21 protein-coding genes, 1 tRNA gene and 1 pseudogene are annotated in these 18,986 nt (G+C 68.7%); 13 read left to right on the plus strand and 10 right to left on the minus strand.

Annotation, left to right across the window (positions count from 1 at the left end; genetic code table 11):
• Nucleotides 1-415, plus strand: a pseudogene (locus ON33_RS06550) (Fe-S oxidoreductase); the annotation flags it as partial.
• 55 nt (nt 416-470) lie between these two features.
• Here ON33_RS06550 and ON33_RS06555 read toward each other — a convergent pair.
• Nucleotides 471-1,079 (minus strand): TetR/AcrR family transcriptional regulator, encoded by a 609-nt coding sequence (locus ON33_RS06555; protein WP_040856507.1) that lies wholly within the window; start codon nt 1,077-1,079, stop codon nt 471-473.
• Nucleotides 1,080-1,184: 105 nt separating this feature from the next.
• Here ON33_RS06555 and ON33_RS06560 point away from each other — a divergent pair, with 105 nt between their 5' ends.
• From ON33_RS06560 to ON33_RS06575, 4 genes are all read left to right on the plus strand, one after another.
• Nucleotides 1,185-1,997 (plus strand): SDR family NAD(P)-dependent oxidoreductase, encoded by an 813-nt coding sequence (locus ON33_RS06560; RefSeq protein WP_040856510.1) that lies wholly within the window; start codon nt 1,185-1,187, stop codon nt 1,995-1,997.
• The gene (locus ON33_RS06565) at nt 1,994-2,833 is read left to right on the plus strand and encodes a TIGR03619 family F420-dependent LLM class oxidoreductase (protein WP_040856513.1); all 840 of its coding nucleotides are present in this window, start codon (nt 1,994-1,996) and stop codon (nt 2,831-2,833) included. Before ON33_RS06560 ends, ON33_RS06565 begins: the two co-directional genes overlap by 4 nt.
• A gap of 14 nt (nt 2,834-2,847) precedes the next feature.
• Nucleotides 2,848-3,345 carry a nuclear transport factor 2 family protein gene (locus ON33_RS06570; protein WP_040856516.1) on the plus strand — a complete coding sequence of 166 codons (498 nt, stop codon included), beginning with the start codon at nt 2,848-2,850 and terminating at the stop codon, nt 3,343-3,345.
• A 91-nt stretch (nt 3,346-3,436) separates the two neighbouring features.
• On the plus strand, nt 3,437-4,792 hold the full coding sequence (locus ON33_RS06575) for a TIGR03118 family protein (RefSeq protein WP_245550325.1): 1,356 nt from the start codon (nt 3,437-3,439) through the stop codon (nt 4,790-4,792).
• Nucleotides 4,793-4,897: 105 nt separating this feature from the next.
• Here ON33_RS06575 and ON33_RS06580 read toward each other — a convergent pair whose 3' ends face one another.
• Both ON33_RS06580 and ON33_RS06585 read right to left on the minus strand, forming a co-directional pair.
• Nucleotides 4,898-5,314: a hypothetical protein gene (locus ON33_RS06580; RefSeq protein ID WP_040856518.1), complete on the minus strand. Its 417-nt coding sequence runs from the start codon at nt 5,312-5,314 to the stop codon at nt 4,898-4,900.
• A 31-nt stretch (nt 5,315-5,345) separates the two neighbouring features.
• Entirely contained in the window at nt 5,346-5,876 is a 531-nt protein-coding gene (locus ON33_RS06585) for a DUF2231 domain-containing protein (protein ID WP_040856520.1), read from the minus strand.
• A gap of 129 nt (nt 5,877-6,005) precedes the next feature.
• On the opposite strand from ON33_RS06585, the gene ON33_RS06590 reads away from it, so the two are divergent.
• The gene (locus tag ON33_RS06590; protein ID WP_040856522.1) at nt 6,006-6,734 is read left to right on the plus strand and encodes a helix-turn-helix transcriptional regulator; all 729 of its coding nucleotides are present in this window, start codon (nt 6,006-6,008) and stop codon (nt 6,732-6,734) included.
• On the opposite strand, the gene ON33_RS06595 is transcribed toward ON33_RS06590, so the two are convergent.
• The 5 genes from ON33_RS06595 to ON33_RS06605 form a co-directional block, all read right to left on the minus strand.
• A complete protein-coding gene (locus ON33_RS06595) occupies nt 6,707-7,948 on the minus strand; it encodes a metal-dependent hydrolase family protein (protein WP_040856524.1) in 1,242 nt (413 codons plus the stop codon). The two genes, ON33_RS06590 and ON33_RS06595, sit on opposite strands and share 28 nt — an antisense overlap.
• Nucleotides 7,949-8,419: 471 nt before the next feature.
• Nucleotides 8,420-8,563 carry a hypothetical protein gene (locus ON33_RS40990; RefSeq protein ID WP_157184436.1) on the minus strand — a complete coding sequence of 48 codons (144 nt, stop codon included), beginning with the start codon at nt 8,561-8,563 and terminating at the stop codon, nt 8,420-8,422.
• A 479-nt stretch (nt 8,564-9,042) separates the two neighbouring features.
• Nucleotides 9,043-9,195, minus strand: coding sequence for a hypothetical protein (locus ON33_RS40995; protein ID WP_157184437.1), 153 nt, complete (start codon nt 9,193-9,195; stop codon nt 9,043-9,045).
• Nucleotides 9,196-9,248: 53 nt separating this feature from the next.
• The gene (locus ON33_RS06600; protein ID WP_218001378.1) at nt 9,249-10,328 is read right to left on the minus strand and encodes an alkaline phosphatase family protein; all 1,080 of its coding nucleotides are present in this window, start codon (nt 10,326-10,328) and stop codon (nt 9,249-9,251) included.
• A gap of 96 nt (nt 10,329-10,424) precedes the next feature.
• Entirely contained in the window at nt 10,425-11,096 is a 672-nt protein-coding gene (locus ON33_RS06605) for a TetR/AcrR family transcriptional regulator (RefSeq protein WP_040856526.1), read from the minus strand.
• 143 nt (nt 11,097-11,239) lie between these two features.
• Between ON33_RS06605 and ON33_RS06610 the strand changes: the two genes are divergently transcribed.
• Genes ON33_RS06610 through ON33_RS06630 form a run of 5 tightly spaced genes read left to right on the plus strand, consistent with a single transcriptional unit; the run spans nt 11,240 to nt 16,347 of the window.
• Nucleotides 11,240-12,391, plus strand: coding sequence for an acyl-CoA dehydrogenase family protein (locus ON33_RS06610; protein ID WP_040856528.1), 1,152 nt, complete (start codon nt 11,240-11,242; stop codon nt 12,389-12,391).
• 29 nt (nt 12,392-12,420) lie between these two features.
• A complete protein-coding gene (gene fabG, locus ON33_RS06615) occupies nt 12,421-13,170 on the plus strand; it encodes a 3-oxoacyl-ACP reductase FabG (RefSeq protein WP_040856530.1) in 750 nt (249 codons plus the stop codon).
• 23 nt (nt 13,171-13,193) lie between these two features.
• A complete protein-coding gene (locus ON33_RS06620; RefSeq protein ID WP_040856532.1) occupies nt 13,194-14,351 on the plus strand; it encodes an acyl-CoA dehydrogenase family protein in 1,158 nt (385 codons plus the stop codon).
• Between the two features lie 43 nt (nt 14,352-14,394).
• Entirely contained in the window at nt 14,395-15,879 is a 1,485-nt protein-coding gene (locus tag ON33_RS06625) for a long-chain-fatty-acid--CoA ligase (protein ID WP_040856534.1), read from the plus strand.
• A 15-nt stretch (nt 15,880-15,894) separates the two neighbouring features.
• On the plus strand, nt 15,895-16,347 hold the full coding sequence (locus ON33_RS06630; RefSeq protein WP_040856536.1) for a MaoC family dehydratase: 453 nt from the start codon (nt 15,895-15,897) through the stop codon (nt 16,345-16,347).
• Nucleotides 16,348-16,409: 62 nt separating this feature from the next.
• On the opposite strand, the gene ON33_RS38000 is transcribed toward ON33_RS06630, so the two are convergent.
• Entirely contained in the window at nt 16,410-17,174 is a 765-nt protein-coding gene (locus tag ON33_RS38000) for a YdcF family protein (protein WP_051151718.1), read from the minus strand.
• A 234-nt stretch (nt 17,175-17,408) separates the two neighbouring features.
• On the opposite strand from ON33_RS38000, the gene ON33_RS06640 reads away from it, so the two are divergent.
• Nucleotides 17,409-17,873 (plus strand): carboxymuconolactone decarboxylase family protein, encoded by a 465-nt coding sequence (locus tag ON33_RS06640; protein ID WP_040856538.1) that lies wholly within the window; start codon nt 17,409-17,411, stop codon nt 17,871-17,873.
• 156 nt (nt 17,874-18,029) lie between these two features.
• Nucleotides 18,030-18,104, plus strand: a tRNA-Asp gene (locus ON33_RS06645).
• Between the two features lie 23 nt (nt 18,105-18,127).
• On the opposite strand, the gene ON33_RS06650 is transcribed toward ON33_RS06645, so the two are convergent.
• Nucleotides 18,128-18,979 (minus strand): NAD(P)H-binding protein, encoded by an 852-nt coding sequence (locus ON33_RS06650; RefSeq protein WP_040856539.1) that lies wholly within the window; start codon nt 18,977-18,979, stop codon nt 18,128-18,130.
• Nucleotides 18,980-18,986 lie beyond the last annotated feature (7 nt).

Raw genomic sequence — 18,986 nt, forward strand, 5'->3', positions numbered from 1 at the left:
CCCCGCCAAGGCTCCGGGCGGCAAGGGGCTGGACCTGAAGGGCGGCCTGAAGGCCCCTGGCGCGAAGGCTGCCGCACCGGCCGAATCCGCTTCCGTCGCTGTGGCTCCCGCCGCTGAATCCGCGCCCGCCGGGGCCGCCCCCGAGTCGTCGGTGGCACCGGCCGCGAAGCCGCGTGGACTCGCGATGAAGGGTGCGGCCAAAGTGCCGGGCAAGGGCCTGCAGATGAAGGGTGGTCTGAAGGTGCCGGGTGCGAAGGCTCCCGCTGCCGAATCCGCTTCCGCCGCTCCGGTTCCCGCCGAGGCGGCGCCTGCGGAGGCTCCCGCGGCTCCGGCCGCCAAGCCGGGCGGGCTCGCCATGAAGGGCGGTCTCGAGCTGCCGGGGGCGAAATCCGTTGGGGCGCAGTCTCGGTCGTGATCAGCCTCGAGTTCTCATCCGGAGTGCCGGATGGCGACAAGCCCCCTGGTCCGGCTCATCGTGCCGATCGCCAAGGGGCGAGGAGGAGTTCGGAGGCTCGGTGGATGTCGGAGAGGGCCTGGTCGGTGGTGAGGCGGCCGGCGGTGGTCCAGGTGAGGATGCCGAAGACGCATTGTTCGAGGAGGCGTGCCAGGCGGTGGTCCTCGGGGGTGGGGTGGGGGATCGCGGCGGCGGCGAGGATGCGGTCGGGCATGGCGTAGTCCTGGGCGAGGGGGGTGGCGGGGGCCGGATCCTCGGCTCGGACCGCGTTCATGGACACCAGCATCGCCCGGGCCAGGCGGGGGTGGCGGAGTAGTTCGCCGATCGCGGTGCTGAGAAAGTCGGTGGCGCCCGCGACGGGGTCGGCGGGAAGTTCAGGGGGACTGGGCATTTCGCGGATGGCGCGATCCAGGACGCCGGCGAACAGGTGGTGTTTGGACGGGTAGTAGCGGTAGAGGGTGCCCAGGGCTACGCCGGCGGTCTGGGCGACCTCGCTCATCTGAACCCGGTCCAGGCCGTGTTCGGCGCCGAGGCGGGCGGCCGCGCGCAGGATCGCGTGCTGGCGCTCCTGCTGGCGGGCGGTCGACACGCGGCCGGGCGTGCGGGACTCGGGGACTCGGGGCATGACCTCACCTTATGTCGCGAAACTAGAATTCACTCTAGTTTTTCCGGCCGGAAGTTTGTAGAACAGGAGGGTACCGAGTTCGTTCGCACAGGTGAGGAAGTCACGATGAGCGGTGTGGATCCGCAGCGTTATGGGCCGTGGGCGGTCATCACCGGGGGATCGGAGGGGGTGGGGCGGTCGTTCGCGCTGGAACTGGCGCGGGCGGGGATCGCGCTGCTGCTGGTGGCGCGCCGGGCCGAGCCGCTGGCCGCCACCGCCGACGAGTGCCGGGCGCTGGGGGTCGAGGTGCGCACGCTGGCACTGGATCTGACCGCGGCCGCAGCGGTCGGGGAGATCGCGGCCGTGGTGGACGATGTGGAGGTCGGGCTGCTGGTGCTCAACGCGGGTGCGAACACGCACAGCGCGCCGTTCGTGGACGGGGATCTGGACGCCTTCCAGCGGGTCATCGATCTGAACGTCACCGCGCCGCTCGGGCTGATCCACCACTTCGGGCGCGCCATGAAAGACCGTGGGCGGGGCGGGATTCTGCTCGTCGGGTCGCTCGCGGGGTATCTGGGCTCGCAGCATCACACCGTGTACGGCGGGGTCAAGGCGTTCGGGCGGATCTTCGCCGAGAGCCTGTGGCTGGAACTCGGCGAATACGGCGTGGATGTTCTCGAACTCGTGCTCGGCGTGACCCGGACACCGGCCATGGAACGGGTCGGACTCGACTTCACCGTGCCGGGCATGACGGTGTCCGAGCCCGATGACGTGGCGCGCGAAGGGCTTTCGCGGCTCGGACACGGGCCGGTGCACATCATGTCCGGCAACGAGGCGGGCGCCGCACAGCGCAATGACCCGGATCGGGCGGCCGCCGTGCTGCGAGCCGACAAGGGCATGCGGCGACTCATGGGCCTGCCGGAACGGATGGTGCGATGACCGTCCGGCTCGGTCTTTCCACGCCGATCGTGGTGCAGGTGCCCGGCGTCGCCTCGCCCTGGGAGGCCACGGCCGGACCCGAGGAGCTGACCCGGATCGCCTCGGCCGCCGACGAACTCGGCTTCGATCACCTCACCTGCTCCGACCACGTCGGGGTGCCCGCGTCGGCCGCCGGGGTGCGCGGCGCGACTTACTGGGATCCGCTGGCGACGCTGTCCTATCTCGCCGCGCGCACCACCCGGATCCGGCTCGCCACCTCGGTGCTCGTGCTCGGCTACCACCATCCGCTGGCGCTGGCCAAGAGCTACGGCACCCTCGACCGGCTCAGCGGCGGCCGGGTGGTGCTGGGCGTCGGAGTGGGCTCTCTCGCAGAGGAATTCGCCCTGCTCGGCGCGGCGTGGGAGGACCGGGGCGCCCGGGCCGACGCCGCGCTGACCCGGCTGCGCCGGGCCTGGGGCCGCCGTGACGTCGAGGACTTCGTGCTCGAACCGCACGCCACCGCCACCACCGTGCCGATCTGGGTGGGCGGGCGCACCCGACGGTCACTGCGTCGCGCGTTGTCGCTGGGCACCGGGTGGGTGCCGTTCGGCCTGCCCGCCGACGCGATCGCGCATCTGCTCGCCTCCGTGACCGTGCCCGACGGTTTCGATGTCGTGCTCTCGCCCGGTGTGCCGCTGGATCCGCACGGAAACGCCGAGGATGCCCTGCGCCGGCTGGACGCGCTGCGCGTCGCCGGGGCGACCCATCTCACCTGCACCGTCCGGGCCTCCGATGCCGCCCACTACTGCGATCAGCTCGCCGCACTGCGCGATCTGGTCGACCGCAATCTCCTGTAGCGGAAGGATTTTCCATGATCGAAGAGCGTCTCGCCGCCCTCGAGGACCGGCTGTGCCGGGTCGAGGACGAGCTCGCCATCACCCGCCTGATCGCCGCCTACGGCCCGCTGGTCGACGCCGGGGCCGCCGAGGCGGTCGCCGAATTGTGGACCGAGGACGGTGAATACGACGTGGAGGGCTGGCATATGCGCGACCGCGGGCAGGTGCGCGCCATGGTCGAATCGCAGGCGCATCAATCGCTCATCGCCGCCGGATCGGCGCATTTCCTCGGCCCGGTGTCGGTCATCGTGGACGGGGACACCGCCGCGGCGGTGTGCGAATCGCTGCTGGTCCGGCGTCGCGACGGCCAGTTCTTCGTGTGGCGGGCGGGCGCGAACCACTTCCGCCTGGCCCGCACCCCGGAGGGCTGGCGGATCGCGCAGCGCGTCACCCGTGCGCTGGACGGGTCCGAGGAGGCCCGAAATTTGCTCACCGCTCCTTGGACTGATGGCGTATCCCCAGCTCAGAGCTGAATGAGGGTCCCCTAACGACACCCGTGATCCTTCCAGCTATGGTTAGCGTCACCTAACGCCGAACCTGGGCGTTTGCAGGAAGGACCTGATGATGAACGGACGCTCGAGCGGCATGCCGCCGGTGCGCAAGACCCTGCTGCGCGTGTCGGCACTGGGCGCTGCGCTGGTTGTTGCGGCGGCCTGCAGTAATACGAAGTCGACCGACGACAACGTGAAGGCGCTCGACGGCAACCATTACGCCCAGGTCAATATCGCCTCGAACAAGGACTCGGACAAGGCCCAGTTCACCGATCCGAAGTTCATCAACGCCTGGGGCATCGCGGACCGTCCCAAGGGCGCCGGCGGGCACTTCTGGGTCGGCGCGGGCGGCTACTCCTTCCAGTTCGTGGGTGACGTCACCAAGTCGCCGGATGCCAAGTACCAGAAGATGTTCCAGGACCCGCTGAAGCTGGTCACCGTCCCGGGCGCCGACTCCATCCCCGACGACGACGGTGACGACAGCGAAGGCAAGACCACCGGCGTCGTCTTCAACCCGGCCCCCATCACCTCCGACATCTTCGCGGTGAAGGACCAGCCGGTCAGCTACGACGGCAAGGACGAGAAGCTCACCGGCTCCGCCCGATTCATCTTCGCCACCGACTCCGGCAAGATCTCCGGCTGGACCGAGCAGGGCGCGGGCGGCGCCATCGTGCGCCACGACGGCCCGGCCGTACTCGAATACGACGGCACCGCGGCCGGCATGAAGTTCAAGGGCATCGCGCTGGACCCGAGCGGCGCCAAGCTGCTCGCCGCCGACTTCGGCAAGGACCCGCAGGTCCGCACCTTCGACAAGGACTGGAAGCTGGTGCCCACCACCGGTTTCGCCAACCCCTTCGCCACCGGTGACGCCATCGACCCGGCCGACGCGACCAAGGGCAAGAAGGTGAAGGTCGGCGACCCGGCCCCCTTCAATGTCGCCACCATCGGCGACCGCGTCTTCGTCACCTACGCCGTCACCCAGTCCGAGGGCGGCGACCCGAACAAGCTGAAGGCCGGTGAAGAGGACAAGCTCGACAAGGACCAGGAGAAGAGCGCCGGCAACAAGGCCAAGAAGGGTCAGGTCGCCGAATTCGACAAGAACGGCAAGCTGGTTCGCACCCTCGACGCCGACGGCCGCCTCAACGCGCCGTGGGCCGTCACCCTCGCGCCGCAGGGCTTCGGCCCGCTGTCCGGCAAGCTGCTGGTCGGCAACTTCGGCGGCGCGGGCCACATCCTGGCCCTCGACGATCAGTCCGGCACGTTCGTCGACTACCTGCGCGACGCCGACGGCAAGCCCGCCGAGATCGACGGCCTGTGGGGTCTGATGTTCGGCAACGGTGAGAGCCTCGGCGACGCCGACGCCCTCTATTTCACCGCCGGGCCGAACGACGAGAAGGAAGGCCTGTTCGGCAGCCTGCGCCTGAAGTAGGCTGCGAAAGCCGCGAAAGTCCTGGGCCCCGAGTCGATTCCGGCTCGGGGCTCACGCGTGTCCGGCGCGCGCCGCGCCGGTTCGCGCCGGCGCCCAGTTCCGAAATCAGGAGCCGACGCCGAGCGCCGTCAGCAGGACCAGCACCACGGTGACGACCGCGAACACGCCGTGCCCGCCCACGATCATGACAGGGAAGTGGCGTTCGGCCGGTTCGGATTCCGCGGTGCCGGCCGCGCGGGCCCGGTAGACCGGCAGCCAGCGCATCAGCATGAAGAAGCCGAGCAGTGCCACCGGGACCAGCAGCGCGAAGGCGACCCAGGCGATGGCCTTGGTGTCGACAACCACGTAGATGATCCACAGCACCAGCCCCACCGCGGCCAGCAGGAAGTGGCCGAAGATGACGGGCGGCGGGAAGTGGCTGGAACTCGGTTGCCGGACACCGCCTTTGGCGATCCAGGTGCCGAGCAGAACGAAACCGCCGGCCGCGGTGAGCAGCCAGGTGACGAGTGCCGCAATGGCCATGATCAACTCCTGTCGAGAGAGGGCGGGGGATTCAGCGCTGGAAACCCGTGGCCTGGGTGGTCTCGTCGGCTACCCGGACGCCGTAGCGGTAGGCGAGTTTGCCGCCGAGATAGCCGGAGACGGACAGGGCCGCGAGCGCCACCAGAGTGAGCGCCAGCGGACCCCACGGCACCACGTCGTGCGTGCCCACGGCCCGGCGCCAGACGAAATTCAGTGCGAAGGCGACGGTCACCGCGAGATTGAGGCTCAGGTGGACCAGGCCGATGCGGAAGGCGGGGGTGCCGGCCGGAATGGCCAGGAAGTCCAGGAATCCGACGGTGGCCGCCGCCAGCGCGCCGAGTACGCCGATGGCGATCAGCCACAGGGCCCCGCGCGCCAGGAACGCCGGATCGCCGACCACATGTGAGCCGAGGTCGAAGATCAGGCTCGCCACCCAGGCCCCGATGGGCACGGTGACCAGGATCGGATGGAACGGATGGCCGTACGGCCCGGCCAGCGCCGCGCTCACCGGGTGTTTCGCCTGGTGCGGATCCGGTGCGGTCTGTTGTGGATCAGCGGTCACGACAACCTCCCAACCAGCCTTTAATTTAGGAAATAATTCTTGGCGTAATTACCCGGTTGGGTCAAGGACTACACGCCGGAGGAGTACCCATCGCCTTTCGGACAACACGAGGGGCGCTATTGTGGTCACGTGACCAGCGCTTCCGCGATCGGTGCCGTCGCCGTCCTCGATGACGACCTCCGTCGCGGCATGTACTGGTTCATCCGCCGCGCCCGCCGTCCCGTCACCCGCGACGAGGCCGCCGCCGAGGTCGGCATCTCCCGCAAACTCGCCGCCTTCCACCTCGACAAGCTCGTGGACGCCGGCCTGCTCCAGGCCCGTTACGATGCCGTCGGAACCCCGCGCCGTGTCGGCCGCACCCCCAAGGTCTACGAACCCGCGGAAACCGATGTGCGCGTGAGTATCCCGGAACGCCGCTACGAGGTCCTCGCCGAGATCCTGATGGCCGCGGTACTCGCCGAGGGCGCGGACGAGACCGCCCGCGAGGCGGCACTGCGGGTAGCCGCCCAGCGCGGCGCCGAACTCGGCGGCACCGAACGCGACCGCCTCGGACCCGGCCGGCTCGGCGTGGAACGCGCCCTCACTCTGCTACATGCCCTGCTGGCCGACCAGGGCTTCGAACCCGGTCGCCCGAGCCCGGCCTGTATTCGCCTGCACAACTGTCCTTTCCACCCCCTCGCCGCAGCCGCGCCGGACCTGGTCTGCGGCCTAAACCACGCCTACCTCAGCGGCGTGATCGAGGGCCTGGGCACCGACGCCGTATCCGCCATCCTGGCCCCGGCCCCCGGCGAATGCTGCGTCGAAGTACGCCCCGCCGCCCCTGATAGCAGTCAGGAATGCTCGGCCGGCTGCTTGTAGATCGTGCCCGCCTTCATGACGAAGTCGACCCGGCCGGTGAGGGTGATGTCGGCGAACGGGTCGCCCGGCATGGCGATGATGTCGGCGGTCTTGCCCGGCGCGAGGACGCCCAGATCGTCCAGGCCCAGCAGTTCTGCGGCGACACTGGTGGCGGCGCGCAGTGCCCGGGCCGGGGTGATGCCGGTCGACACCATGGTCGGGAATTCCCGCCAGTTCTCCGCGTGCGGGAACATGCCCGCGTCGGTGCCGAAGGCGATCCGGACGTCGCTGGCGGCCACGAACTCGGCCCCGTCGAGCAGCGCCTTGCCGTAGCGCTGGAACTTGCGGCGCTTGTATACCGGCTTGCCGGACCAGAATTCGTCATCGTCGGCGTGGCGGGCGTCTTCGAGGATCGTGAACTGGGTCGGAACCAGGTAGACGTCGTGGTCGGTCATCATGCGGAGGGTGTCCGCGGTAGCGAGATTGCCGTGCTCGATGCTGCGCACTCCCGCCCGGACCGCCCGGCGCACGCCTTCGTCGCCGTAACAGTGCGGGGTCGCCGGCCGGCCGAGATCGCGCGCCGCCTCGACCAGCGCGATCATCTCGTCCTGGGTGTAGGTCGTGTGCGCCGGATCGTCCGACGGGCTCGAAAACCCGCCGGTCGCACCGAATTTGATCCAATCCGCGCCCGCGCGGATCTCCTGCCGTACCCGGGTGCGGATCTCGTCCGCGCCGTCCGCTGCCGCCAGCTCCAGTGCGTGCGAATCGCCTTGGAACACACCGGCTATCGTCGAACTGAAGTCTCCATGCCCGCCGCGCGCCGAAATCAGGTGCGGCGCGACCAGCATCCGCGGCCCTTCGATGAGCCCCGCCGCGACCGCGTTCCGCAGATCGAGCACGCTGAACCCGGGGTCCGCGCACATGAGATCCCGCACCGTCGTGAACCCGTTCATCAGCAACGTCCGCAGAATCGGTATGGCCCGCAGCGCCGTCGCGGTCGGCGACATCACCAGCGCCGACACCAGATCCGGCCTCACCGTGACATGCGTATGACAATCCATGAATCCCGGCGTCAGCGTGTGCCCGGCCAGATCCACCACGGTCGCGCCCTCCGGCACCGCGATGTGCTCGGCGATCTCTCTGATCCGCTCCCCGTCCACGAGCACATCCCGCGTCCCCGCGGGGCTGTCGGCGAGCCCGTCCCACACCGTCGCCCCGGTCAATAGCGTTGCCATAGCTACCCTCTCGTTCCTCGCGTCCGACGGGTTGAAGCAGGCTCTGTCCAACAGTTCTCCCTATCTCAACACATCGGTGAACGTTTCCCGGGAATCTCGCACCCCGCCCGTTGACCTTGGTTTGCGGCGCCATAACTGCACAGCGGGAACCGGGCGGACGACCCTGTCGTCGGCCCGATATGACAACTCCCGCAGTCCGGCTTATCCGCGACGCCGATCCCCCCGCCGCGTCGATACGCTGGCCCGCGCCTTCGCATGCGATCACTACTGGAGACCTCGACCGAGGGCAATGTTCGCTTCCATCAGCGGCCCGGATTCGAGGTGACCGCCGCTATCACGTTGTCCGGCAATGCCCTTCGGACCTGGTGTATGCGCGAGGACGCCCGAGTAGGCGGCGGGTCGAGCGTTCGTCCGGGTAGCGGTTGCGGGCCGGAGGCGTGACTCCCCGGGAAGCTGTGAACGTGGGAGCGGCTATTCCATGGTTTTGCCGATCAGGAACATCGTGCACACGATGCCCATCACCACGACCAGTCCGTAGTGGCCCGGCGATCGGGCGTAGTCGTAGGTGGAGGCGACACAGACGATCGTCATGATCAGGAAAAGAAGGCGCTTCACCGTAGCCTCCCACAGGCTCGTTCCCAACCGTACGAGCGGTGGATTCCGTTGTGCCACAGCGTAATGGGTGAAGGGCAGCGCAGTGGCAGCGGCCCGGCGAACGGCCCTCGCCAGGTGCGTGCCGGCCGAAACGGGGCAGTGGCACCGATGAATTCGACGCGGCGGCCCTGTCCTATCGGTAACCGCGCGGCTCACCACCCTCACACGGCAAGGAACACACTGATGCGCAAGATCACCGCAGGATCGTTCATCTCGCTCGACGGCATCGTCGCCGACCCGCAGGACTGGCACTTCCCCTACACCAACGCCGAGATGGGCGAGGCCGTCTCCGCGCTGGTCGCCACCCACCGCCGACACCCTGCTGTTCGGCCGGGTCACCTACGACAGCTTCGCGGGCGCGTGGCCCGAGCGGGAGGCCGCGGGTGGCGAAGACGCCGGCTTCGCGAAGACGCTCGGCGAGCTCCGCGAGATCGTGTTGGCTAGCCCATGGCCTTGCCGATGAAGAAGAGGGTCAGGACCGCGCCGAGGGCGATTGCCGCGCCGGAGTGGCCGGGGGCGAGGGCGTAGGTGTAGGTGGATGCGGCGAGGATGATCGCGGCGAGGATCAGTAGGCGCTTCGCTTTGGGCTCCACAGGCTGGAATTCAACCGCAGGCGGGGCGGATTCCGCGGCGGCGCGCTGACCGGTTACCTGCCGAAGGATCCACCGGCCGAGCCGCTGGCGACCAGGCAGAGCGGATTGTTGACCATGAGCATCTGCGCCGAGCCCGAGGACGAACCGGTGATGCCGGAGTCGATGGCGGGTGTGTTCGGCGGTGTGGCAGCGGGATCACCGGAACCGCCGAGTCGCGCCGAGCGGCCGTCGGAGTTCGGATCCGCCGGTGCGCCCAGCAGGTCCAGTACCGTCGGGGTGATGTCGGCCAGGGTGTAGCCGTTGTTCTGCGCGCCCGCGGCGAAGTCCGGTCCGCGCGCGATCATGAAACTCGCTGTCTCGTAGGCGCTCTGGCCACCGTGGCCGCCCTCGGGCTTGTGCCCGTGGTCCGTGGTCACCAGGATCGTCCAGCGCTCGCCGGCGTGCGTACGGGCGCGATCGTCGACCGCCTTGGTGATCTTGCCGACCAGCGTGTCCACCCGGCCGATGGCATCCCGGTACGCCTGCGGCCAGATGCCACGCAGGGTGTGGCCGACGATATCGACCTGATCGAGGTGGGTGAACACGAAATCCGCGCCGTCGTCGGTGATGGCGGACACCACCTGCGCCGCGGCGTTCGAATCCGCGGTCGTCTCACAGACTCCCGCGCCGGTGGGATCGACCTGCGTCACGGATACCTTGTCCGCCGCGGGATTTCCGGTCCGGGCGATCATGCCGATCTTGTCCCAGGTGCCCAGCGACGCGGTGGCCAGGCTCGGCTTCGCACGCTCCAGCTGCGTGAACACCGTCGGATACTGTGCGAAAGGCGCAGGGGTGCAGGTGGAGTCATTGTCCTTGATGCCGTGCTTGGTATCCCACACCCCGGTCAGGGCCGTCGCCCAGGAGACGCACGACATGGTGGTGTGCGGGGCGATGGAGGTCCGCGCCAGGGTGCCCTGGGCCGCGAGCAGGCCCAGGTTCGGGGCATTGGCCGCCTGCACCTCGCTCCACAGCGTGCCGTCGATGCCGATCACCACGACCTTGTTCACCGCGGGTGCGGCCGTTGCCGGGGCGGCCGTGGCCAGCGGGAGTGCGGCCAGCGCGGCGGCGGCCACCAGTGCACGAGTACGAGACATGCGCGGCAACCTAGCCGGGGTTCGGCACTTTCGCGGCAAATTCGGACAATTGACCAGAACTATCCCGCTGAGTGAAACGTCGGCGGGTCGCATCCCCTAGCCGGACCGGGGGTGCGAGCGTGTCTGCCGGCGGCGGGCCCGCTCCTTCTCGATGGCATCGAAGCGCAACTGCAGGCCGTCGGTGAAGGCCGACAGCGCCAATTCGAAACTCTCGGAGTCGATCTCGTCGGCCTTGGCGCGCAGCAGGTGCGCCTGCTCCAGATGCGGGTAGCGGTCGCGGTAGACCTGGACATCGTCGACGAACCCGCGCGAGAACGAACCCATGGTGGCGCCCATGACCAGGTAGCGGGTGGCCGCACCGATCATGGTGGCGTCGCGCGGCGGCCAGCCGGCGGACACCAGCCCGCCGTGCACGGCGTCGGCGGCGCGCAGATTCTCCTCGCGGGTGCCGGGACCGGCGGCCAGGTAGGCGACGAAATTGGGGTGGCGGACCAGGGCGTCCCGGTAGGAGTGCGCCCATGAGGTGAGCCCGACCCGCCAGCCCTGGCTGAAGGCGGAGGCGTCCACCCGCGCCATGAGGCCGCCCGCGATGTCGTCGAGGACGGCGTCCTTGGTGGGGTAGTGGGTGTAGAGGGACGCCGCCTGCACGCCCAGCTCGGCGGCGAGCTTGCGCATGGACAGTTCGGCGAGTCCGTCGCGGTCGATCAGGGTCAGGGCCGCGTCGCGAATCCGTTCGCGGCTCAGCAGCGGCACCTTCGGCCTGGCCATCCGGCTCACCTCCTTCGGCGGAAGACCCCGGTGATCCCCCGAGCGGACGTCGAATTTATCACCCGGTCCTTGATTAACCGAACACTGTTAGGATAACTTCGAGTCATAAACCTAACAACGTTTGGTTAGGAGCTATCACCACCATGGACTTCGAACTCGGCGAGTCGCAGCGCGAACTGCGCGATCTGGCCCGCGCCTGGGTCGACAAAGAGGTCGTCCCGTATGCCGCCGCCTGGGATCGCGCCGAGGCCGTCGACACCGCGATCGTCGGCAAGCTCGGCGAGATGGGCTTCCTCGGCATCGAGATTCCGGAGGAGTACGGCGGCTCCGGCGGCACCGCCCTGGACTATTGCCTGCTGCTCGAGGAGCTCGGCCGCGGCGACAGCTCGGTGCGCGGCATCGTGTCCGTCTCGCTCGGCCTGGTCGCCAAGTCGATCAAGACCTACGGCACCGAGGCGCAACAGCGGGAGTGGCTGCCACGCCTGACCGCTGGGCAGTCCCTGGGCTGCTTCGGCCTCACCGAACCCGGCACCGGCTCCGATGCGGGCAGCCTCACCACCAAAGCCGTTGCCGACGGCGAGGATTGGCTGCTGTCCGGCACCAAGATGTTCATCACCAACGGCACCTGGGCCGACGTCGCCCTCGTCTTCGCCCGCACCGGCGGCCCCGGCCCCAAGGGCGTCACCGCTTTCCTGGTGCCCACCGACGCGCCCGGCTTCACGCGCACCGAGATCAAGGGCAAGCTCGGCCTGCGCGGCCAGGCCACCGCCGAACTGGTCCTCGATCAGGTGCGGGTGCCCGACGCCAACCGGCTCGGTGAACCGGGCCACGGCTTCAAGATCGCCATGGCCGCCCTGGACAAGGGCCGCATGGGTGTGGCCGCCGGGTGTGTCGGCGTCGCGCGCGGCTGCCTGGAGGCCGCGGTGAAATACGCTCAGCAGCGCGAGCAGTTCGGCAAGCCGATCGCCTCCTATCAGCTGGTCCAGGAACTCATCTCCGATATCGCCGTCGATGTCGAGGCGGCGCGGCTGCTCACCTGGCGGGTCGCCGACCTGGTCGGGAAGGGCAAGCCGTTCGGCACCGAGGCCTCGGTCGCCAAGCTGTTCGCCAGCGAGGCAGCGGTGAAGGCCGCCAACAATGCCATCCAGGTGTTCGGCGGATACGGCTACATCGACGAGTACCCGGTGTCGAAGTACCTGCGCGACGCCCGCGTGCTCACCCTCTACGAGGGCACCAGCCAGATCCAGAAACTGCTCATCGGACGCGCCCTCACCGGCGTGAACGCCTTCCTCTGAACGCCATTACCGGACAAGGAGATTCACTCATGTCGAAAGTCGCAGTCGTGACCGGCGCCGCCCGCGGGATCGGCGCGGGCACCGCCGCCCGCCTGGCCGCCGACGGATTCGCCGTCGCCATCGTCGATCTCGACGAGGCCGCCTGCAAGGACGCCGTGGACGCCATCGTCGCCAAGGGCGGCACGGCCATCGCGGTGGGCTGCAATGTCACCGACGAGGCGCAGGTCATCGCCGCGTTCGAACGCATTGCGGCGGAACTGGGTTCGGTGGACGTGCTGGTCAACAATGCCGGCGTGCTGCGCGACAACCTGCTGTTCAAGATGTCCGCGGACGACTGGGACATCGTCATGTCGGTACATCTGAAGGGCACCTTCCTGTGCTCGCGCGAGGCGCAGAAGTACATGGTGAAGCAGAAGTCCGGCAAGATCGTGAACACCTCCAGCGTGTCCGCGCTCGGCAGCCGCGGCCAGGCCAACTACTCGGCCGCCAAGATGGGCATCCAGGGCCTGACCCGCACGCTCGCCATGGAATTGGGCCCGTTCGGCATCAATGTCAATGCCGTGGCGCCCGGCTTCATCGTCACCGAGATGACCGATGCCACCGCCGCCCGCGTCGGCGTCTCGCCGGAGGAGTTCCGCGCCGAGGCCGCCAAGATCACCCCGATGCGCCGCGTCGGCGAGCCCGCCGACATCGCCAACGTGGTGTCCTTCCTGGTCTCCGACGACGCTTCCTTCGTCACCGGCCAAACCATTTACGTCGACGGCGGACGCCGTCTCTGATCGCTCGGAAAGACAGTCGTTCAATGCAGAGAACAGTTTTCGACAAGGATCACGACGCCTTCCGCGAGACCGTGCGCGCGTTCATCGAATCCGAGGTCGTCCCCGTCTACGAGGAGTGGTACGCCGCCGGAATCGCGCCGCGCGACTTCTATTACAAGCTCGGCGAACTCGGCGTCTTCGGTATCGAGGTGCCCGAGGAGTACGGCGGGGCGGGCATCGAGTCGTTCAAGTTCCAGGCCATCCTCATGGAGGAGTGCGCCCGCGCGGCGGTGTCGTTCGGCGGCTCCGGAGTGCACGTCGGGCTGTGCCTGCCCTACCTGAAGAACCTCGCCACCGAGGAGCAGAAGCAGCGCTGGCTGCCCGGCTTCGTCACCGGCGAGATCATGTTCGCCATCGCCATGACCGAGCCCGGGACCGGCTCCGACCTGGCCGGAATGCGCACCACCGCAAAGCTTTCCGCGGACGGCACGCACTATGTGCTGAACGGGTCCAAGACCTTCATCACCGGGGGCGTGCTCGCCGACCGCGTCATCGTCTGCGCCCGTACCGCCGCGCCCGGCGAATCCGATCGCCGCCAAGGCATCTCGCTGTTCGTGGTCGACACCAAGTCCCCGGGCTACAGCGTCGGCCGCAAGCTGGACAAGCTGGGCCTCAAGGTCTCCGACACCGCCGAACTCAACTTCACCGACGTCGAGGTGCCGGTGGAGGATCTACTCGGCGAGGAGCACAAGGGCTTCTCCTACCTGGGCCAGAACCTGCCGCAGGAGCGCCTGTCCATCGCCGTCGGCGCCTACGCGCAGGCCAAGTCCGCGATCCGCTTCGCCAAGGAATACACGCAGCAGCGCAACGTGTTCGGGCAGCCGGTCGCCAGCTTCCAGAACACCAAGTTCGAGCTTGCCGCCTGCCAGGCCGAGGTGGACGCCGCCGAGGCCGTGGTCGACCGCGGCCTAGAGGCCCTCGACGAAGGCACCCTCACCCCCGCCGACGCCGCCTCCGCCAAGCTGTTCTGCACCGAGGTCGCGCACCGGGTCATCGACCGCTGCCTGCAGCTGCACGGCGGTTACGGGTTCATCAACGAGTACCCGATCGCCCGCCTCTACGCCGACAACCGCGTCAACCGCATCTACGGCGGCACCAGCGAAGTGATGAAGATGATCATCGCCAAGGACATGGGGCTGTAGGGCGCGCCGCCCGGACAGCCGATCCGATCGAACCGAGGTCTCCATGAACGCGACTCTCTCCCTGGCCAGCATCCTCGCCGAACCGGCGTGGCGGCGACCCGACCACCTCGCCCTGATCGAAGGCGACCAGCGCATCACCTTCCGCGACCTGTGGTGGCAGGCCCGCGAACAGGCCGGTGCGCTCATCGAACTCGGGGTGCGGCCGGGCGACCGGGTCGCGCTCATGGGACCCAACACCGCTGACTTCCCGCGCGTGTACTTCGCCATCCTGGCGGCGGGCGCGACCGTGGTGCCGGTGCATCTGCTGCTCACCGCCGACGAGGCCGAATACGTGCTGCGCGACAGCGGAGCCACGGTCATGGTCTGCCACCCGATGGTCGAGGCCGTCGGCAAGGAGGCCGCGGCCCGCGCGGGCATCGACTGCGTCAACCCGAAAGAGCTGACCGGGCAGGCGATTCCGGCGTTCGTCGCCCGCAGCCCGCTCGACACCGCCGTCGTGTTCTACACCAGCGGCACCACCGGCCGTCCCAAGGGCGCCGAACTCAGCCACCTCAATATGGTCATGTGCGCCACCGTGAACGCCTTCGACGCCAATGAGGTCGAGCGCGAGGACATCGCGCTCGGCGCGCTGCCGCTGTTCCACGTGTTCGGGCAGACGGTGTCGATGAACTCGCACTGGCGGCTCGGCGCGACCCTGGTGCTCATGCCGAGATTCGATGCGGCACAGGCCATCGAGCTCATGATGCGGGAGAACGTCAACACCTTCCACGGCGTGCCGACCATGTACCACGGCCTGCTCGAGGCCGCGCGGGACCGGACCGAACTGCCCGAGCTGCGGCTGTGCATCAGCGGCGGCGCGGCCATGCCGCCGGTCATCATCGAAGAGTTCGAGCGGGTGTACGGCGCGCACATCCTCGAGGGCTACGGCCTGTCCGAAACCTCGCCCACCGCAACGGTGAATCAGCCGCTGCTCGGCCCTGAGATCGGCACCGTCGGGCATCCCGTGTGGGGCGTCGACGTCGAGATCGCCGCCGCCGACGTGCGCGACCGCATCGACCTGCAGCCGGCCGGCACGATCGGCGAGGTCGTGGTGCGCGGCCACAACGTCTTCAGCGGCTACACCGGCAGGCCCGAGGCCACCGCGGAAGTCATGGTGGACGGCTGGTTCCGCACCGGCGACCTCGGCATCAAGGACGAACACGGCTACCTGCGCATCGTGGACCGGATCAAGGAGATGATCATCCGCGGCGGGTTCAACGTGTACCCGACCGAGGTGGAGGCCGCGCTGCTGCGGCACCCCGACATCGCGCAGGTCGCTGTCATCGGTGTGCCGGACGAGAACTACGGCGAGGAGATCCTCGCGGTGGTCGTGCCGTCCGGGCCGCTCACCGCCGACGAGGTCATCGACTACGCGAAAGCGCATGTGGCACGGTACAAGTACCCACGCCGCGTCGAATTCGTCACCGAACTGCCCATGGGACCCACCCACAAGATCCTCAAACGCGAACTCCAACAGCGATACGCCTAGCCGGAGGAACCCAGCATGATCGACTTCAGCGACTTCGACCAGTTGCGCGCCGCCGCCGGCACCGAACTCGGTGTCAGCGACTGGATCACCATCGACCAGCAGCGCATCGACACCTTCGCCGACGCCACCGACGACCACCAGTGGATCCACGTCAACGCCGCCCGCGCCGCCGCGGGCCCCTACGGCCGCACCATCGCCCACGGCTTCCTCACCCTGTCGCTCATCGTCCCGATGACCGCCCAGGTCATGACCGTCAGCGCCGCCACCATGGCGATCAACTACGGCCTCAACAAGGTTCGCTTCCTCAACCCTGTCCTGGTCGACACCCGCATTCGCGGCCGCTCGACCCTCGACGCCGTCACCGACATCCCCGGCGGCGTCCAAGCCGTCCGCACGGTCACCGTCGACATCGAAGGCCAGGACAAGCCCGCCTGCGTCGCCGAAAGCATCGCCCGCTATCTCGCCTGAGCCGCGGAACGCGAAGGCCCGCCGGTCGAATCGACCGGCGAGCCTTCGGCATTCGGCCGCGGCTACCTGGACGGGCCGAACGGCTGCGCCGACAGGGGAGTGGAATCCGGGGTCAAGGTCGCGACCACCGCGATCCCGGCCGCCTGGAAATTCGTCAGGGCGCGGGCGATGTGGTCGGCGGAGGTGATCAGGATCGCCGCGTGCGCGCCGATGACATCCATCAGCTGCGCCGAGAACGCCGCGTTCTGGACCGTCGAATTCGCCTTGGTCTCGGTGTGGATGCGATTGCGGTCGATGCCGCGCTCGACCAGCCAGTCGGCCATGGCGTCCGCCTCGGTGACCCCGTTCTGGGGATTGCCGCCGGTCACGATGACCGGCGCCTGCGGGGAGAGGAGGGCCGAGACGTAGCCGGCGTAGAGGCGGGCCATCAATTCCGGGCGCATCGAGCCGTCGGGCTGCAGGCCGTAGCCGAGCACCACGATCGCGGTGTCGGGGGTGAACAGCGCCGGCAGGTTCAGGCCCGGCAGGTCCATGCCGGGGATGTTGAAGGTCTGCATGGCGCTGATGGCGCCCAGCATGTCCTGGGACAGGCCGGTGATGGAATCGATCTGCACCGGCCGGGGTGCGGCGTCGGCGTGCGCGGGGGCGGCGGCCGCCGCGAGCGCGATGACGGTCGCTCCGGGCAGCAGGGCCTGGATGGCCTTGGTGCGGAACTGATTCGATGTTCTGCGGTGATGGCGGCCGGGCCGGACGCGCCCCAGTTGAGGGCGGACTCCTTGCCATTGACCACTGGGTGAGATTCTCCGATGTCTGCCTGTGTCGAGCATCGCAACCCCCTAGGTAGCCGGAATGTGACTACCGGTCGGTTCACAATCGTCCGAATCATGATCGCGCCGGATCCACTTCCATGGGGGTGATTTCGCGAAATCGGGATTCGCGGCGACCGGCGGACTCGCTTCTGGCAGAGTGACCGGTGTCACATCTGTCCCGATGTCACACCTGTTCGGGCCGCGTCGTCAACCTGACGAAGGCAACCGGCAGCATCGAGAAAGAAGAAGACAATGACCCGATTCGCCCTGTACGAGAACGAAGTCGCCGCCAAGTTCAACAAGCGCCTCGTCACCGCGGCCCGCGTCGTCGACGAGTCCAGCCTGCCCAAGGCCACCCAGGAACTGGTCAAGATCCGCTCCTCGCAGATCAACGGCTGCGGCATGTGCCTGGACATGCACACCAAGGACGCCGCCCACGCCGGCGAGACCGCGGTCCGCCTGGCCCTGGTCGCGACCTGGAAGGAATCCACCGTCTTCACCGAGCCCGAGCGCGCGGCCCTCGCCCTCACCGAGGAGGGCACCCGCCTCGCCGACGGCGGCGGCATCTCCGAGGAAACCTGGGCCCAGGTCCGCAAGAACTACGACGACGACCAGATCGGCGCGCTGATCTCCCTCATCGCCACCATCAACGCCTGGAACCGCCTCAACGTCATCTCCGGCCAACTGGGCGGCGAATACGTTCCCGGCCAGTGGTGACCGCCCGGTGCGCCCCGATCTTCCTGGGGCGCACCGGTGGTGGCCCGCGCGGACCTCGGGTGACCTGCCGCGGAAATTCGGTGTCGCTTTCCGCGACGTGTCATTAGTGTCATCGGCGCCACCGACGCCCTGGCGCGCAGGACGTGGGGTGGTCCAGCCGGTGTAGAGGAGTCCGGAGTCCTCGCTTCCCCGTCAAGGAAGAGATCACGGGTTCGAATCCCGTCACTGGTGCACGTGAATTCGCCTCGATCGCGTCACTCCGCGAACGCCTCGCGGTGGGCTGCACACCATTCCGCGAAGGTGTGCGGCGGACGGCCGAGCAACTCGGCCACCGTATCGGTGCGCGCGCCCACGGTGTCGGCGCGCATGAGGGCGAAGCCCTCGACGATGGCCTTGGCCAGGGGCGGGGGAGCGCCGTTCGGGAAGCGGGCGGCCACCGCCTCCTCGGGCGTCGCGGCTTCGCGAATCTTGATGTCGCGGTCGAGGATTCGGGCGAGGATGGCGACCTGCTCGCCGACGGTCAGGCACTCCGCGCCGGTGAGGTGATAGGCCGCGCCGGTGTGGCCGGGCTCGGTGAGGCAGCGGGCCGCCACCGCGGCGATATCGGCCGGATCGATCGGGGCGAACCGGCCGGGACCGGAGGGATCGAGGATCGGGTCGCCCGCGCGCAGGGCGGGAATCCACTCCAGGGCATTGGACATGTAGCCGCCCGGCCGCAGGATCGTGGCCGGAATTCCACTGGCGCGCACCAGGTTCTCGCGTTCGTGGTGCCAGCTACCCATGGCGGGCAGCGGTTCGACCAGGACGTGGGCGGACGAGATCATGACGATCCGGCCCACCCCGGCCCGCTCGGCGGCGTGCAGCAGGTTTCGGGTGTGGTCGAGTCCGACGCCGGGGACCAGTAGGAACAGGCTGGTGACTCCGGTCATGGCCGGTGCCAGGCTCGCGGGATCGTCGAGGTCGCCCAGGCGGGCCTCGGCGTGGGCGGGCAAGGTCGCCGCCCGTGCCGGATCGCGTACCAGGGCACGGAAATCGAGGTCTTCGGCATCGAGGACGCGGGTGAGTTCGCGGCCGATGTTCCCGGTCGCTCCGGTCAGCAGTAGCATGACATCT

This window comes from Nocardia niigatensis NBRC 100131, assembly GCF_000308655.1.
GTDB classification, from domain to species: Bacteria; Actinomycetota; Actinomycetes; order Mycobacteriales; family Mycobacteriaceae; genus Nocardia; species Nocardia niigatensis.